Below are 15,743 nucleotides of genomic sequence, written 5' to 3' on the forward strand. Positions count from 1 at the left end.
CTTGTATCCATTCAATCGGGTTGGATACATCTTAGCACGCTGTCCGAATTTGCCGGACCACTTCATAGATCCGTCCACACTTTCTAATCGTTTAGCGGACACACGATATAAGGCGTTTTCGAAGGCCTTCGGATTTGGGGATTTCGACACAGCAAGAACACAGCTTTCTGATTTTGCACAGGAAATTACAAATCTATACCAAACGCGCCAGTTCGAAGAAGCCGTTGGCGTTCAAGATTCAGATTTACGGCTGGCGCTAAATGCCAAACGCGAACTGGGTTCGATTTCGTCGGGAACAGGCAGTGACAATACCAAATGGTTTACGATTATGGGCTCAGCCCCACTTAGATCTGTATTTGAGACAGCCTTTGGACTGCCGAGCAGTTTTGGAAAGCTTGATATTGATAAGCAACTCGAAGTTTTTCAGCAAAAATCTGAGAAGCTGTTTGGAAGTAGTGCTGTAAGCAATTTTTCGGACGATACTGCACAGGAAGCTCTGGTCGAGCGGTATCTGCTCATGTCCCAAATTTCGAATTCAGCCTCTGCATCATCCGCAGAAATTGCGCTCACGCTCCTTAGTTAATCAGTTCGCTCTTTGTTTAAATATGCATTGTGGCAACCCAGTAGTCGCTTGTTTTCCTAGCTTGCCCTGCTCGACGCACGGACACTAATGACCTCTCAGCTTTGAATGCGGGACCCCATCAGTGGGAGACCAACAGATACATACTGAAAGAGAATTTCTTAAACTTTCAGTATGTTGAGCCATTTCTGCGCCAACAACCCCGACGTATCATTGCAATCTGAGGGATACATTCCCCAGAACAAGCATTTTCCAGTGACATGAATTGATGGCGGCCTGCGACAGAACGAATAGGGATATATTCAGAAATCACGCACCCTAAAGTAAGGGGCATCCCTGAACCCTAGGACCAAACCCTCTCAAATTGGGCAAAGTGCCTTTTGATAGAGTTTGCAAGCAGAGAAAACCTTCTGTAGAAATTTAGAAAAATATCGACGCATCATATTTCGCGTCAGAGAGGTGAGTAATAGACGTCCTGTCGCGTCGCTTTGGATCGGCGAAAAACTTCACTATTTGAATCAGCTTTGTCTTAAAAGCCATGTATTGGCGGGGCATCCAACAACCCTGTATTGCACAGACAAGGTGGACAACGCGCCAGAAGGTGTCGAGGTACGACCAGCTTCGGAAATCATGGATTTGGATATGCAGCTTGTTGCAGATACAAGCGCGTCTTTTCTCTCAAATGTATTTCGCTACAAAATGATCCAGAAAACTGGGGCTATCTGGATTGATTGCGACGCATTCTGCCATAAACCCTTCCCTGATGACCTCGAATATATCTTTGGCGTTCATGGTCTTTTGGGGGCTTTGAATTGTGGAGTTGTCGCCTTACCGCAAGAATGCGAATTGATGGACCAGCTCCTTGATTATTACGACAACCTGCCAGATTATCCGCCTTGGTGGAACAAAAACCAACGCCGTAAATACGACCGCCTTGACGAAAAAATGAGCCACGGCGCACGCATCTACAAGGCTGAACGTACGGCATTTGGCCCGCAAGCTTTTACCTATTTTGCTAAGCAAACGGGTCAGTTTGAAAAGGCCATGGAGCGTGATGTACTTTACCCTGTTCCGTTCCAGTTGAACGACATCTTTTATGACCCTTATGGAAATGTCGAAGGGCACTTTACGGAAAACACGTTGTCTGTGCACCTTTACACCAATGGCACCAAACCATGGTGGGAGAAACATGTTCCGATGCCCGGTTCATACGCAGCGCGCATGTGCGACCAGATCGGCATCGACCCATCCAAGGCATTGAAATAACACAGCGAGACTTCTTATGAAGCTCAAACCGCATACAAGCCGGCACGGCGAGCTGCTTGCAATTTCAATGATGAAAGACGAAGCACCATTCCTGCTGGAGTGGTACGCCCATCATCTTGCTGTCGGGTTCACAAAAATACTTGTGTACACCAACGATTGTTCCGACGGGACAGACGACATGCTGATCCGGCTCGAGGAGCTGGGGTTGGGATATCATCGCAGAAATGAGATTCCCGAGGGTATCAAACCACAGCCATCGGCCATGAAACACGCCCAAGTAGAGCCTGTCGTCAGAAATGCCGATTGGGTTCTCATGTTTGATGCGGATGAATTTTTGTCGATCAACTATGGGGACGGCACGCTTGATCCAATGTTGGATGCCGCAGGCGATGCCAACGGCATCGTCATCACATGGCGCATCTTTGGGTCTGGCAATGTGATTGACTGGTCGCGAGACCCTGTCACCGAGCAATACCTTTATGCTGCGCCACCAACCTGGAACAAGGGATGGGGGGTAAAAACGCTCTTTAAGTTTGACCACGAGTATTGGAAGCTTGGCATCCACCGTCCATCAATAAAGAGAAAGCACTTGGACGATGGGTTCCCTGACACAGTAAAGTGGCTCAATGGTTCTGGTCTTCCGATGGAAGACTATTTCAAATTCCGTGGCTGGCGCTCTATTCGGCGTACCGTTGGGTACCAATGGGCACAACTCAACCACTATGCGGTCAAATCTGTCGACAGTTACGCAATCCGAAAGTTTCGCGGAAACGTTAACAACAAGAAAGACAAATACAACTCTGACTACTGGTCACTGCAGGATCGAAATGAAGTGCGCGACGAAAAAGTTCTACGCTACTCTGATAGACGTCGGGCAATCATGGACGAACTTCTGACAGACCCAGTGCTGAACAAACTACATTTTGCTGCTCTCGAGAGAGTCGAAGCACGTCTTGAAGAGTATCGAAAAACCGACGCTTATGAGGCACTCAAGGCATCTTTGATTGAAGCCTTAAAAGTTCCTATTACGCAAATCAATGCCAAACCACCAAAGGCGCGGGATCCCGAAAAGATCAAAGCGTTGATGTCTCAGGTTGAAAAGAACAACGCGGAACGCCCTGTGAATGAGCGTCGCACCAAGCCCTCGGCAGAGTTTTCCGATGTAGAAGATGGCGGCGATGGCTTTGTACCCGGAGAGATCGATACCTCGGTAGAAACTGCGGTCGATTGGATTTCAAACCATGATATTTTTCTGCCAGCGGATGTACGTATCTTTGCCCAGAGCACCTTAGATCAGGTAATGCGCGGGAAATATCAAAGGCGACTGGCGCGTTGGACGGGACGCGTCGTTGAGGATGGCGACCGTATCTTGGATCTTGGCGCGGGTATTGGGTTTTTGTCATTCCTGACGCTCAAGCATTACCCCAATTGTCAGCTGTTGGTTCAGGAAGACCATGCCTCTAGGCTGGCGTTGATGAAAGATGTCCTGAAACGGAACGCGCTTGATTTTGACACTCGATTGGGGTGGCACGAAAAACCAGTTGTTGACCCCAACAGTGATACCACAACGATTGCGTCAATTGATGCGCTGATCAGAGTCACCCAACCCGCTGTGATCCGCGCCAGCCAAGAACCCATTGGTCGTCTCTTGGCTCAGCTTGATCTGGGCGTGACCAAACGAATTATGCTGACTGGGCCCGCTGCCAACGCTTTCAAACAAAGCAAAGTTTCAGGAGCTGATCTCGCGGAGAACGAAGACATAGGCATTGCCGAAGCTGTGGTCATCAATCGAACACCAGCAGTAAAGGCGACGAGTTAACCTCTAGTCGAAATAGCCAATTTGCTGCGCGACGGCTTCACCACGTTTTGAGCTAAGCACATCTTGCAACATCGTTTCGCGCAGCGAATACGACTCTTCATGCAACTCACGCAGTTGGGAATCCGCCAGAAATTCATCCAATAGACCTCTGGCTTTTGGCGAGAGTTTAGATCCGGTTTTATCTGTATTCCCTATCCGGTTGGCCGTGTCCCAATACCGCTTGGATTGGCCAAGCCGCTCTGCATTTACGGCATCTCCACGATCAACCTTAAGCAAAAACTCTTCTTTGCTTTTGATTGAATAGTGGTTCACCTGCGCATATGTGCGCGTGCCATTGGATGCTATGCCCTTTGATCCACTATCTGTAAAACCCGCTGGCAAACGCCCTCCTGCCCCATCAATCCAGGTCATGCCTGTCGTAGAAAAGTCAGGCGTCACAGGTCGATGCGGGCGTCGTGGACCTTGAATTGTATTGCGATACAGGGTCTTTACGGCGGTCAGAACGGTTCTGTTTTCCTTTTTCGCCGCAGCCAAGTCCGTTGCTGTTTGGGTAAATCGCCTTGTTACCAAATCGGGGCTCATCTTTGTGTGCCCGTTGCTATTGAATGCGATCGACGTAAACGACACCGCATCGGCGGGCCCAGTTGCCTCAAAGAACCCATCCAGATCGGAAACGCCGCGTTTTAGATTCAAAAATTCATCTGCATCCGTCACATAGAGCCAATCCGCGGCCTGACAGCGGCCAAATTGACCAGCATACCGCAAGGCCATAATGTGCCACTTGCCACGGTCAGGGAACATCACTTTTGGATTGGGTTGATGCTTTACCTTGTGTGGCATCATCACCTCAAGCCGATCCAAAATACGATCAGTATTGTCAGAGCAGTCGTTGGAAAAGATCAACAAATCATCGATGCCCAGCGCAAAGTGGTGCGCCAACCACTCAAGAACATATGGGCCTTCATTCCGCATCACACTGATCATCAGAGTCTTTTCGCCATTGATGCTCATGTGAAATATCCTTGGGGTCAGCCGGAAAGTCGGATTTTGTCTATTAATTTGCGTCACTTGGCGAACAAATGAAAGCGCCGGGCATTGGGCTGTTCGGATATCCTTTGCATCGTGTCTATTTTGCAGCAAAGGGCGCGCAATGATTGCGGAAATTTGGAAACCCCGATAATATATTGAAAAATTTGGCCGCTGAGCAGTGACGCGGCAAAAAGCAGGTCGTAATGCGACCGAAAATTGAGTGCATAGGGCGCAGGCATGATTTCGCGTGACGAATTTGTTGAGGCATCTATTGCCCATCAACTGGGGGACCTAAGTAACGTCTGCCTTTCAACAAACTTGCCGGCAATGAACTATGCCAAATCCGCATCGTCTGGCATGACCGTGTCTTGGGATCATCACCGCAACACGCCAGACGGCCACAATGGTTGGCTGATGGCGGACAGGCGTCTTCGCAAAACCGGAAACAAGGTTAATCGCGCCAAGGTGGCGGGCGCTTTGGGTCAGATCCTAGACCGCAGACCTTCTTATGATTTTCTGGTTGATATGGCCGATCACCGGGCGCGAAATTTGGTCATGGAAAACGGCCACTGCGCACCTGTTTTTTGTTTTAATCGCAAAATTGGCGCACATTCTGGCAGAATTCTTTGGCCCCTGCCCGAGTATCAAGACTTGGGGTCTGATGAGTTTTTAGGGGGCGCCGAACTGCGCGAAATTCCTTGGGCGCAAAAGTCACCAAACGTGGTGTGGCGCGGCACTGCTGGAAACTGGGGGCGGCTGGGTAAGTACGGTCGTGGACGGCCAATTCGGCTGTATGCTCTTCTTAAAAAACACAAATCTGGTCAGTTGACCCTCGAAGAGACACAGCGCACAATGATGACAATGGAACGTCAGAGGTTCCTTTTCGAACGATATGATGATCCCCGATTTGACATCGGCTATACCAATTTTGGGGACTATGATCTTGATGCAGAACCGTTGCTGCAGCCATTTCGCAAGAGCCGCATGGCCCGCGCAGACCAGTGCGCCTTTAAATATCTGGCGGTTCTACCCGGATCAGACGTTGGATCGAATTTCTACTGGGTCATGAACAGCAGTTCTCTTGGGCTCGTCATGGAGCACGAATTCGAGAGCTTTGCATCTGCGCACTTTAAACCTTGGGTCCATTTTGTGCCCTTCAAAAAAGATCTATCGGACCTGAATGAACGCTTGGCGTGGTGCGATGCCAACCAAGACGCCTGCCAAAAGATGATCAAGCGCGCAAACGAGGTGTGCGACCTGCTCGCAGACGGCACCTTACGGGCTGAAATTCTTGACGAAGTCGTAAGCACCGTCGGCGCCCGCATTCTTTATGGCAACGAAAACCAAGTTGTTGGGAAATAGGTGGCTATATCTGGCGGCAAGCACATGGCAAAACTGAGTATGTTACGAGTTAGTACCCCAATCATGCACACAGGCACGAGTGTCTGGAAAGGAACGTAGAAATGGCGCAAGCAAAGCTGTCGATATTTTTTGTCGTAGAGCCGCCAAAGTATCAAGATATGGGGTGTTATTTGGCTGCGTCTATCCGAAGCCAATTCGACGAGCCTTTGGACCTGATCGGCTATTGCCCAGAAGACACAATTGGAAATATGGATGCCCGCGCGCTGACTGTTTACAAGCAGTTGGGCGTTGATATCAGGCCGATCAAAACTTCGGGTAAGTTCGATCCCGCATATCCGCATGGCAACAAGATGCTTGCAGCACTTGAACCTCGTGACACGCCATATTCGGCGTTCATGGATTCCGATATGTTGTTTATCGGGAAAAATCAGTCACAGAACATGTACCGCCAAGGACATGTCTCGGTCGCGCCGGCCACCTCTATGTATTGGACCGGCCAAGATATCTGGAACGATATCTACGCAGCGTGCGATATGGACATTCCCGAAGAGCGCATTTGGCTTTCTCGGCAACGCCGTCGCAAGCTCATGCCCTATTTTAACGCCGGGTTGATCGTGTTTCCAGAAGGCCCCTTGAACAGTGACGGCGAAAGCTTTGCCGAAATTTGGTATCGCCTTGGCCAAACCGTCGACCAAATCGACATTATCAAAAAACGCCCATACCTTGACCAAATGACACTTCCTCTTGCGATTCAGGCCGCTGGGCTGAAATGGAATATTCTGCCAGAGGAACAGCATTTCATACTTGGTGGTGCATTGCGCGGCGTGCCCTTACCAGAACAGCATGATATTGTGATGCTTCACTATAGAAACTTTGAAATTTTGCGAGAAGTCGGGCACTTGCGTACCGCCAAAAAAATGCTGGAGCAACAGATTGGTGTGCGGCGATTGGACAAGGTACAGGTAGACCCGAGCCTATAATACGATGACAATGACAACGTTAATCACCCAACCGAGTTGGCAGCGCCGCACAGTTTACGACGGCGCGCTTATGCGCTTAGAGTATTTCGGTCCAGCGTCACCCGATCAGGTCATCGTCGTATTTCCACCATTTGACTTTCCGTTTGCTGACAATGGCCAAGGTTGGGGTGGAACCAGCTTTGCCAAACGCAACCTTGCCTATGTCTGCGTCTACAGCGCTAAACCTGACTGGTACCAGAACGCCGAATTCTTTGACGCAATGAAAGCCTGCCGCCGAGAAATTGGCGGCAATTCCCAAATTTCTGCTTATGGGTTTTCCATGGGGGCATATGGCGCATTGTTAGCTGGACGCACGCTTGATGCAGAACGCATCATCGCGGTAAGCCCTCAGGCCTCGATTGATCCCAAAGTCGCCACCTTCGAGCGCCGGTACGACAAGGAATGGTCAAATATGGACGGATGGCGCCATAACCTCGCGAGAGAGATGGATCACCACCGAGACTATTTTGTCGTCTTCGATCCGTTGCACCGCATGGACAAAATGCACGAGGGCCTGCTGCCCAAGCCTGCCGGATATAGACGCTGTATGATGCATGGTGTTGGACACGGCATACTCAAGGCCTGCGTCGAAATGGGCTTGCAGGACGAGCTATTCGATCTGGTGCATGGGAAAATTGAAGCAAATCAGTTCCGAACCGCGTTTCGCAGAAAGCGGCCAACAGGCTTTCGTTATCTACGAAAGGTCGGGTCCGAAATGCACGACCGCGGCCACAAAATCGCGCCCCTATTTCGCGATCTCGCGGCTGAATCCGGCTATGACCGATTGGTGCGGCGGTGGCAAAAATACTATAGCGCCGCCTAGAAAACTTCGAACACGCATGGCTGTAGAAAATGCGTTAATATGTTGATGTTGCGGTATTCATTTTCGTCACGCATGATACGTTGACAGAGCAAGTTTGGCATCAAGTTCGCCTAACGTGACCCGAACGAAGGAAATGCAGCAATGAGCGAAACCCCGACACCGTCACGTGGTGTGCTGCTTCGTGCAAAAAACGGTGATGTAATTGGCTTTGACGAAACTGGTCTTAGGTTGCGGCTGGCTGATGAGGTAATCGCTGACATCGCATCTCGACTGCCGCAGCTTGGATCGGCTCAAGAAGTTGATCCTGCCGTGCTGGGTGACATTGATGCTTGGGATGTAAAAGTTATCGCGAACGAGTATGTGTTTTCAGCTCGGCTTGCAGGCGAACAGGGCGTCCGAAAATTCCGTCGCCCCATTCAGTCTGATGGCATGCCGGATACAATCGCGAACCCGAGCGGGGCTCTGTTCGCGATGTTCGGCCTTGGCGGTGCGCGACGCACTACTGGCCAGGCACATGATCTGAGATTCCCATGGCATGTCGTAACCGCAGGTGATGATCTTGGTGCCACAGGGAACGCAGGATCAGATACAAATCTGGAAACCTCTGCGCTTTATTGTTTGCCCGAGCAAACCCGGGACAGTCTGATCGCTGACGAAATTGTTGCCCGTCGGCAAGAAGCCTATCGCGCTTTGCCCGTCATTTTTTCACGAAGCGAAAGTGATAACTCTGGGTGCATTGCAGATCTAGCGGTTGGGATTGGAATGTCCAACCTCACGCAAAGCGTAAAGAACTTTGTTAGCGCTGCACGCAGGTTGGGATTACCCCCCAAAGTTCTTGGCGTGGGTTTGGAATTTACCCTTGAAGACGTTCTGAGTTCTGAAGCGGAATGGCAGTCCGGCATTTTTAAGATCATGGATGCGGTTTGTGATCTGTTTTCCGATCAAGGGCTTAGAAAGCCTTTGTTTGTGTCTGTTTTTGACGCTGGGACACAAAATATTTCCGACCACACAACGATCAGAGCACAATGGGCTCTTTCATGGAATTCAGGCAGCCATGATTTTGTGTTTAGTGCGCCAAGTTACATGTTTCCACTCGACACCTATGGGCGCCCGACACTTGATGCATGTTTGCAGATGGCAGAAATGGATGCGTCGGCTGTCGAAGCTCTTAACGAGGATCAAACGTGGTCTTGTCCGGTTCTTTTGCTTGCAGAGCGAGAGGATGACCCCACCATTATCAGGTGCCGCGGTCAGGCCGAAACCAAATTTGTCCTAGATTCCGATGATCCTTTGAACTCAGGAGATGCATGCGGTTTTCAGTTTGAGAATGATGACGCTGGCGCGAAAATTATTGCGGTACAAGTGGCGGCAGACGATCCAAATGATGTGCTCATCACGTGTGATAAGCCGCCTCAAGGTACAAACCTTACATTGTTGTACGCGATCGGTCACACCCCATCCAATGATGGTATGCCCGCAAACAGGGGTGCGTTGCGGGATCGGTGGTCCTTGAAAAGCCGCACAGGTGTGCGCTTACATCGCTGGGCTCTGCCCGCGGCATTACCGGTGCACTGATGCAAGAAGTTTTCCGAGACGGTGACACCCTGTATCTGGACATAGATTTGCCCAGCGCCGTGTTGCTCGACGAGCAGCCAGATCCAGCTGACGACAGCAGACGACACCCAAATGAATGTGGGGCCGTTTGGTATTCCCAGTCTACGGTTTCACACAATGACGGCGTGATCTCTGAATGGCTACCACAAGAGGGTCTCGGTCAGACCCTCACACCTGCCAAGCCTCATGCTGGTGCCAGCCAATACACCCGAGATGGCATTGGCTTTGTCATGGGTGAAAACGGGGGCCTCGCCGCCCAAGACGCCCTTGTTGATGCGCATTCTTTTACCATCGCTGTCAGGGTGCACTCTGACATTGGCGAAGGCCGCTCGCTCGCGACGCTGAATCCAGATGACCACAAAAACTATCTTTATCTCTATGAGAAAGACGGCAAGGTTGGCTTTGCGGACCAATCAGATCGGCTTCAGCTCAGCTTACCTTCACCTAAAGGGCCTTATTGGGCGGTCGGAAGTTATCACCTTGGTCGCCTCGCCTTGTCGTGCTTTTCTGAGGGCCAAACACCTGAAACTGTCATAACCAGCGAGTCCAGCATGGATGTGGCAGCGTCGATGCTTGGGGCGAGCACTTTGTTTGTGGGGTGCCGTTCCCATCGCAAGGGTATCGTGAAAACACTTGGCCAATCTGTCATGTCCGACGTGATGCTTTGGATTGACCGAGATTGCCTGGACGATACCGAAGGCCGCGAGACATTGAATCAGGCCTGTCGGTATGCCGAACATGCGGAGACACCAGAATGAAATTTACGCGCGACACCACGCAAAACGACAATATCGTGGCGATCTGGATTGACGACATGATCGACATCTTCACGTGGCGCAAATCGTTTGGGTTGGAAATCCAAACGCCCAACCTAGACCGGTTCATGGCCGAAGGAACGCGCTTTGCGAATGCGTACGCAACTGTGCCGCTCTGCGCCCCGTGCCGTGCCGAGCTGGCAACTGGTATCTCGCCGTTTCGAACCGGCCTCGTCGATTTGAACAGATTTTGGCGGGATGTGCTTCCGCCAACTGCTGGGTGGCAATTTGATCTGCGACGCGCTGGGTTCCGAACCTTTACGACAGGCAAAGTCGACAGCAACTACAAACCCATGCCCCAAGCCTATAAACGCATTCTGTTTCACGAAGAACCAGAAGCCAAAGATGCTGGCAAACGAGATGGCGTAAAGGCTTATCTTGATAAAGGCCCCGGCATTTCCGGAGTAAACCACCCCAATGATGACGGCAGTCAGGACCGTAAATTCTATGACTGGCGTGTTGCGCAAAACGCGATTGACCACCTTGGCACCGCTGATCCAAACAAACGTCATTTGATCCAGCTTGGGTTCAAACACCCGCATTATAACCTCCAGTGCCCTGACAGGTTTTATTCTCAGTATGAGCCAGCTGAAATTGTGTGGCCGCAAAGCGCGGCCCCCGAAGATTTCTTTGGGCCGCAATCAGGTATGGCCGTCTATGAAGCCGCATATATCACGAACGGACCATGGACCCCTGAGAAAGCGGGTGATCTAGCGTGGCGCCAAGTTGTCAGAGCCTATTTCGCCGCAATTAGCCATGTTGATCACGAAATTGGCCGCTTTATGGATGCGCTTCGGGACTCGCCGCTTGGTGAAAACACAACGGTTTTGCTGTTGTCCGATAATGGTTTTAACCTCGGGACCCACGACAGCTTTCATAAGATGAGTCAGTGGGATTCGGCAGCGCACGTTCCGCTTGGAATGTGGAACGCCAAGATGGAGGGCGGTAAAGTCATCGATCTCCCGGTGAGCCTTCATAATATTCCCAAAACGATACTGGATCTGGCTGGCCTTCCATATCGGCCGGATTGGACATCAGGTCAGAGCATGCTGCCGCTGGTCGATGCGTCCTTTGGCACATATGACGCTAGTAAATCTCCTGTCACCTCCGTATTCGGCACGCTTTCCGTACGCTCGGCTCGTCCAGACCTGAACCAGTATCGGTATTTCCGGTATCCAAATGGCGAAGAGCATGTGTACGATTTGGTAAATGATCCTGGGGAAACCGAAAATCTCTGCGAAACAGCCCCAATCCAAGAGCTTCGCCAAGAACTTGTAGAAAATGCGCTTGAGCTTGGTTTGGACTTACGCGGCTACGAAAACCCTGAGCGTGGCGTGAATGCCATGATGTCGTTGGATGGATCGGTTGTCATGGCTGGCGGAAATGCCGACAATGATTATTGGGCATACGGTTCTGATGCCGAAAAAATTGTCGAAGATGCGGACGGCGGCAATGATACCCTGTGGTACATGGCCGGACCTGACGATTACGTCCTGCATATGCCAGCCCATGTTGAAAACATTCGCATCGCAACCGTTGTCGCGCGCAACGAAAGTGATGGGAAAACGGGCAAAGAGATTGCGGTCGTCGCGCATCCAGACACCCCCATCAATTTTGAAACATCCGAACGCGTCGTCGTCCACGTCACCGGAAGCCGTGGCGATGACGTTATGATCGGGCCCAAGTATGGCGGGGCCGAGTTTCACGGCGGGGCCGGAAATGACCTTTTGGTTGCAAAATCAGGCCGCAAGAAAGACCGGCACCAATTCTTTGGTGGGTCGGGAAATGACACGCTGATTGGTGGAAATGGCCGCGACTATTTGGACGGTGGCACCGGAAACGACGTTATCCGCGGCGGACATGGCCAAAGCACAATCCACGGTGGGGCGGGCAATGATGAAATTCACGATGGCGAAGGTGGATCAGAGATTTTCACAGGCCCAGGCCGAAACACTGTGCATTCTGAGGGGGGCGATGACGTCATCCACATCGGCAATGGACATAATCAAATTCGCGCTGGCGACGGACACGTCAAGATGATCGTCGAGTACGGCGGGATCACAGAGATTCAGGATTGGCGCCCCGACTATCGTCTTGATCTGTCCTCTTGGCCAAATTCACCCGAGCTTCACATGCATTCAGATCGGGAAGTCATGCTTAAGTTGGGTCTTTCGACCATTGTGTTGAAAGGTGCTGTTAAGGGTTTGGCACTTGATGAAATTTTGGTTTGAAAAGACACGAGAGACCCGAGCAGGATAGCCGCGCCTTCGAAAGGGTTGCCATCTGTTCAATAAGGGGTCCTTAGGATAAGAAAGACACATAATTTATGAATTTTGAGGTTTGGTATGGCGTTGCGATTTGATCCGGAACAACAGTTGGCCGATCAGATTGAAGTGATCGAAGACGCAATCATTGTTCCTTTTGGCGACGGCACTTCCAAGAACATGGCCCGACCCGCAGGCGTGTTTTACCCAGATGGACGGTATTGCGAAACAGCTCAAACATGGCGAGCTTCTAATCGACCAACAATCGTAGAACCCAGATTTCCCCAACCCGAAGAAATCACTGGCCACCTACCGGGTACGGTACTGTTTGGCGGGCTTGGGTATGGCCATTTTGGTCACGCCTTATGCGAGTCTACGGCACGGTTGTGGGGACTTGATCACAGCCCAGAATCCATTGATCAGGTTGTATTCATCCCGAAAAGACAATTCACGTGGCCAAGCAGAAGCCTGCCGCCTCTGCGCCCGATCGTCAATGCCTTAGGCGACGTTCCAGATCTTGTCGCTGTTGGAAGCCCGACCCGCGTTGACCGGCTTGTTGTGCCACCTCAGGGGTTCGGTGTGAACGACATGATCGGTGCCTGCCCCGAGTTTCGAACATTTATGGATGAACGCCTGCGCAAAACTGTTACCGCAGAGGGCCCCGAGAAAATCTTTATCTCGCGCAGCAAACTGTTCCGAAAGCGTGGGCGTTTTCTACAGGAAGAGGCGCTCGAGAGACATTTTGAGGCCGAAGGGTTTTCGATTTTTCATCCACAAGAGCACAATGTCGCCACGCAGCTTGCCCAGTACAAAGCGGCCAAGGTCATCGTGTCATCCGATAACTCGGCGTTGCATCTTGCCGCCTTTGTCGTTTCCGCAGAGTGCCGCATCGCGATTTTGTTGCGGCGGCCCGGCACAATTTACAAAGACTTCATCGAGCAATTTGACAGATTTGCGGGGATCAGCCCCGTAATTATTGATGCCTGCTCACGTTTTTGGTTTCGTGAAGACGAACCAGTTCAGTTTAACGAGGTCATTTCCTATATCGATCTTGAAAAGACGTCTCGAGCACTCGCCGAGCATGGGTTTATCGAAAATGCAGCTTGGCCGAACCTATCGGAGCGAGAAATGGAAATACGCCTTGAGGATTTCGAAGAGCGTGCTGAGACCTTGCTAGAAGAAGTGTTTCCCTAAGACACAAGCCTCGCGGTATCAGGCGCAAAATTTTGTGTGGAGAAGAACCATCTTCTCCACACTGATTTGAAAACTTCGCCGTTAAAGGACCATCGCCTTTAGGCTGTCCGCGCCGCCCAGAATACGGGCTTTCTGAGCTTCTGTTTCAATCAAAATATGGTCGGCATAAAACGATGCAGACGCGATTTTCGCCGCCATAAAGCCCGGGTCTTTGCCAAGCTCTATTGCGGTTTCGGCCGCAAGCAAGGCACGCCCAAGTTGCCACCCTGAAACAAGGTTACCAGCCAGCATCAGATACGGCACACCGCCACCAAATGCAGACGTCGGATCTTGTTTTCCGTGCTCCAACATATGGGACACGACATCTTGAAACGCGGCGCGCGCTTTTCCAAGGTGTTTGGCAACGGCCTGAGCTTGTTGTGATCCCTGTGACAACTCGCGCTCTGTCTGTTCGATCAATCCAGCAACACGCAGCGCGGTTTTTCCGCCATCACGAAGTGTCTTACGCCCGACCAGATCGTTCGCCTGAATCGCGGTGGTGCCTTCATAAATCGGCAAGATACGGGCATCGCGATAATGTTGGGCAGCACCTGTTTCCTCGATAAAGCCCATCCCGCCGTGCACCTGTACACCCAAAGATGTCACTTCGATCGCCGTTTCAGTACAAAAACCCTTAACCAGTGGCGTCAAAAATTCGGAAATGGCTGTGGCATCATTGCGATCCTCTGCGGACTCGGCATGCCGTGCCAAATCTTGCCATCCAGATGCATAAGCAGCCATAGCGCGCCCGCCTTCGGTCAACACACGCATCCGCGCGAGCATACGCCGTACATCTGGGTGCTGAATGATGGAGACCGCATCACGGGTTGAGCCGTCGAGCGGGCTGCTTTGCACGCGATCATTGGCATAGGCCAGCGCCTGTTGATAGGCGCGCTCCGCAACGGCTACACCCTGCAAACCAACGCCGTACCGCGCCGAATTCATCATTTCGAACATATAGCTCAGGCCAGAGTTTTCTTCGCCGATCAGATACCCGGTGGCACCCTCAAACTCTAACACGGCTGTGGGACTGGCCTTGATACCCAGTTTATGCTCGACACTTACGCAGCGCACCGCGTTGCGAGCACCCAAAGACCCGTCAGATTCCACCATGAACTTTGGCACCACAAAAAGGCTGATACCCTTGACACCCGCGGGTGCCCCAGGAAGTCGCGCCAACACCAAATGCACCGTGTTTTCGGCCATATCATGTTCACCATAAGTGATGAAAATCTTGGTACCTGTCACCTGATAGGTTCCATCATCCTGCTTTTCTGCACGGCTGCGGATCAGCGCAAGATCACTACCTGCTTGGGGTTCTGTCAGGTTCATCGTGCCGGTCCATTTCCCGGACACAAGATTTTCAAGATACGTTGCCTTGATTTCGTCTGATCCGGCTGTCAACAACGCTTCAATTGCGCCATCTGTCAAAAGCGGACACAGTGCAAAGCTCATATTTGCAGAGTTTAGAATTTCAGTGGCTGCGGCGCCAATCGACCGTGGCAAACCCTGACCGCCAAACTCTTCGGGATGTTGCAAGCTCTGCCACCCCATTTCGACAAAGCTGCTATAGGCCTCGTGAAAACCATCAGGCAAGAAAACGCGCCCATTTTCATAGTGCGAGCCAGCATGATCGCCGGGAGCGTTCAGTGGCGCAATCTCTTCTGCACAAAAGCGACCGTATTCCTCGAGAATTGCCGCCGCGTCGCTGAGGTCAAGTGCGGAATAGGTAGGTAAACTTGTAACGTCTGACCATTCCGCAAGATGTTCGATGTTAAAAAGCATGTCTTTGGTTGGGGCCTCAAAGGTCACTACACTATCTCCGATATAATTCTTTGGGGTTACATAGGCTGTGCACGATTGCCGTGACCATCCCCGAGATGGACGCATTCCTTGCATAAAGTGACAAATACTTGGAT

Annotated in this window: 12 protein-coding genes; 10 read left to right on the forward strand and 2 right to left on the reverse strand. The window is 51.3% G+C overall.

The genetic code is table 11. The features are described from left to right. The 3 genes from FAP39_RS14635 to FAP39_RS14645 all read left to right on the forward strand — a co-directional run. Positions 1–583: DUF1217 domain-containing protein (locus tag FAP39_RS14635; protein WP_171006881.1), on the forward strand; the 583-nt coding region annotated here is incomplete at its 5' end. A gap of 456 nt (positions 584–1,039) precedes the next feature. Next, on the forward strand, positions 1,040–1,846 hold the full coding sequence (locus tag FAP39_RS14640) for a glycosyltransferase family 32 protein (protein WP_138017129.1): 807 nt from the start codon (positions 1,040–1,042) through the stop codon (positions 1,844–1,846). A gap of 16 nt (positions 1,847–1,862) precedes the next feature. Beyond that, entirely contained in the window at positions 1,863–3,665 is a 1,803-nt protein-coding gene (locus tag FAP39_RS14645) for a glycosyltransferase family 2 protein (RefSeq protein WP_246059181.1), read from the forward strand. Positions 3,666–3,668: 3 nt separating this feature from the next. Here FAP39_RS14645 and FAP39_RS14650 read toward each other — a convergent pair whose 3' ends face one another. Further along, positions 3,669–4,676 (reverse strand): glycosyltransferase family 2 protein, encoded by a 1,008-nt coding sequence (locus tag FAP39_RS14650; RefSeq protein WP_171006882.1) that lies wholly within the window; start codon positions 4,674–4,676, stop codon positions 3,669–3,671. A gap of 255 nt (positions 4,677–4,931) precedes the next feature. Between FAP39_RS14650 and FAP39_RS14655 the strand changes: the two genes are divergently transcribed. From FAP39_RS14655 to FAP39_RS14685, 7 genes are all read left to right on the forward strand, one after another. After that, a complete protein-coding gene (locus FAP39_RS14655) occupies positions 4,932–6,056 on the forward strand; it encodes a glycosyl transferase family 90 (RefSeq protein ID WP_138017131.1) in 1,125 nt (374 codons plus the stop codon). A gap of 101 nt (positions 6,057–6,157) precedes the next feature. Continuing rightward, positions 6,158–7,036, forward strand: coding sequence for a hypothetical protein (locus FAP39_RS14660; RefSeq protein ID WP_138017132.1), 879 nt, complete (start codon positions 6,158–6,160; stop codon positions 7,034–7,036). Positions 7,037–7,046: 10 nt separating this feature from the next. Next, complete coding sequence (locus FAP39_RS14665) at positions 7,047–7,898, forward strand: hypothetical protein (RefSeq protein ID WP_138017133.1); 852 nt, start codon at positions 7,047–7,049, stop codon at positions 7,896–7,898. Between the two features lie 141 nt (positions 7,899–8,039). Next, positions 8,040–9,473 (forward strand): hypothetical protein, encoded by a 1,434-nt coding sequence (locus FAP39_RS14670; RefSeq protein WP_138017134.1) that lies wholly within the window; start codon positions 8,040–8,042, stop codon positions 9,471–9,473. Further along, on the forward strand, positions 9,473–10,270 hold the full coding sequence (locus FAP39_RS14675; RefSeq protein WP_138017135.1) for a hypothetical protein: 798 nt from the start codon (positions 9,473–9,475) through the stop codon (positions 10,268–10,270). Before FAP39_RS14670 ends, FAP39_RS14675 begins: the two co-directional genes overlap by 1 nt. Next, entirely contained in the window at positions 10,267–12,558 is a 2,292-nt protein-coding gene (locus tag FAP39_RS14680; RefSeq protein ID WP_138017136.1) for a sulfatase-like hydrolase/transferase, read from the forward strand. Before FAP39_RS14675 ends, FAP39_RS14680 begins: the two co-directional genes overlap by 4 nt. Positions 12,559–12,672: 114 nt before the next feature. Further along, complete coding sequence (locus FAP39_RS14685; protein WP_138017137.1) at positions 12,673–13,785, forward strand: glycosyltransferase family 61 protein; 1,113 nt, start codon at positions 12,673–12,675, stop codon at positions 13,783–13,785. An 81-nt stretch (positions 13,786–13,866) separates the two neighbouring features. Here FAP39_RS14685 and FAP39_RS14690 read toward each other — a convergent pair whose 3' ends face one another. Further along, on the reverse strand, positions 13,867–15,636 hold the full coding sequence (locus tag FAP39_RS14690) for an acyl-CoA dehydrogenase family protein (protein ID WP_138017138.1): 1,770 nt from the start codon (positions 15,634–15,636) through the stop codon (positions 13,867–13,869). Between the last annotated feature and the right edge of the window lie 107 nt (positions 15,637–15,743).

The sequence above is a fragment of the Shimia litoralis genome (assembly GCF_005518135.1).
GTDB lineage: Bacteria > Pseudomonadota > Alphaproteobacteria > Rhodobacterales > Rhodobacteraceae > Shimia_E > Shimia_E litoralis.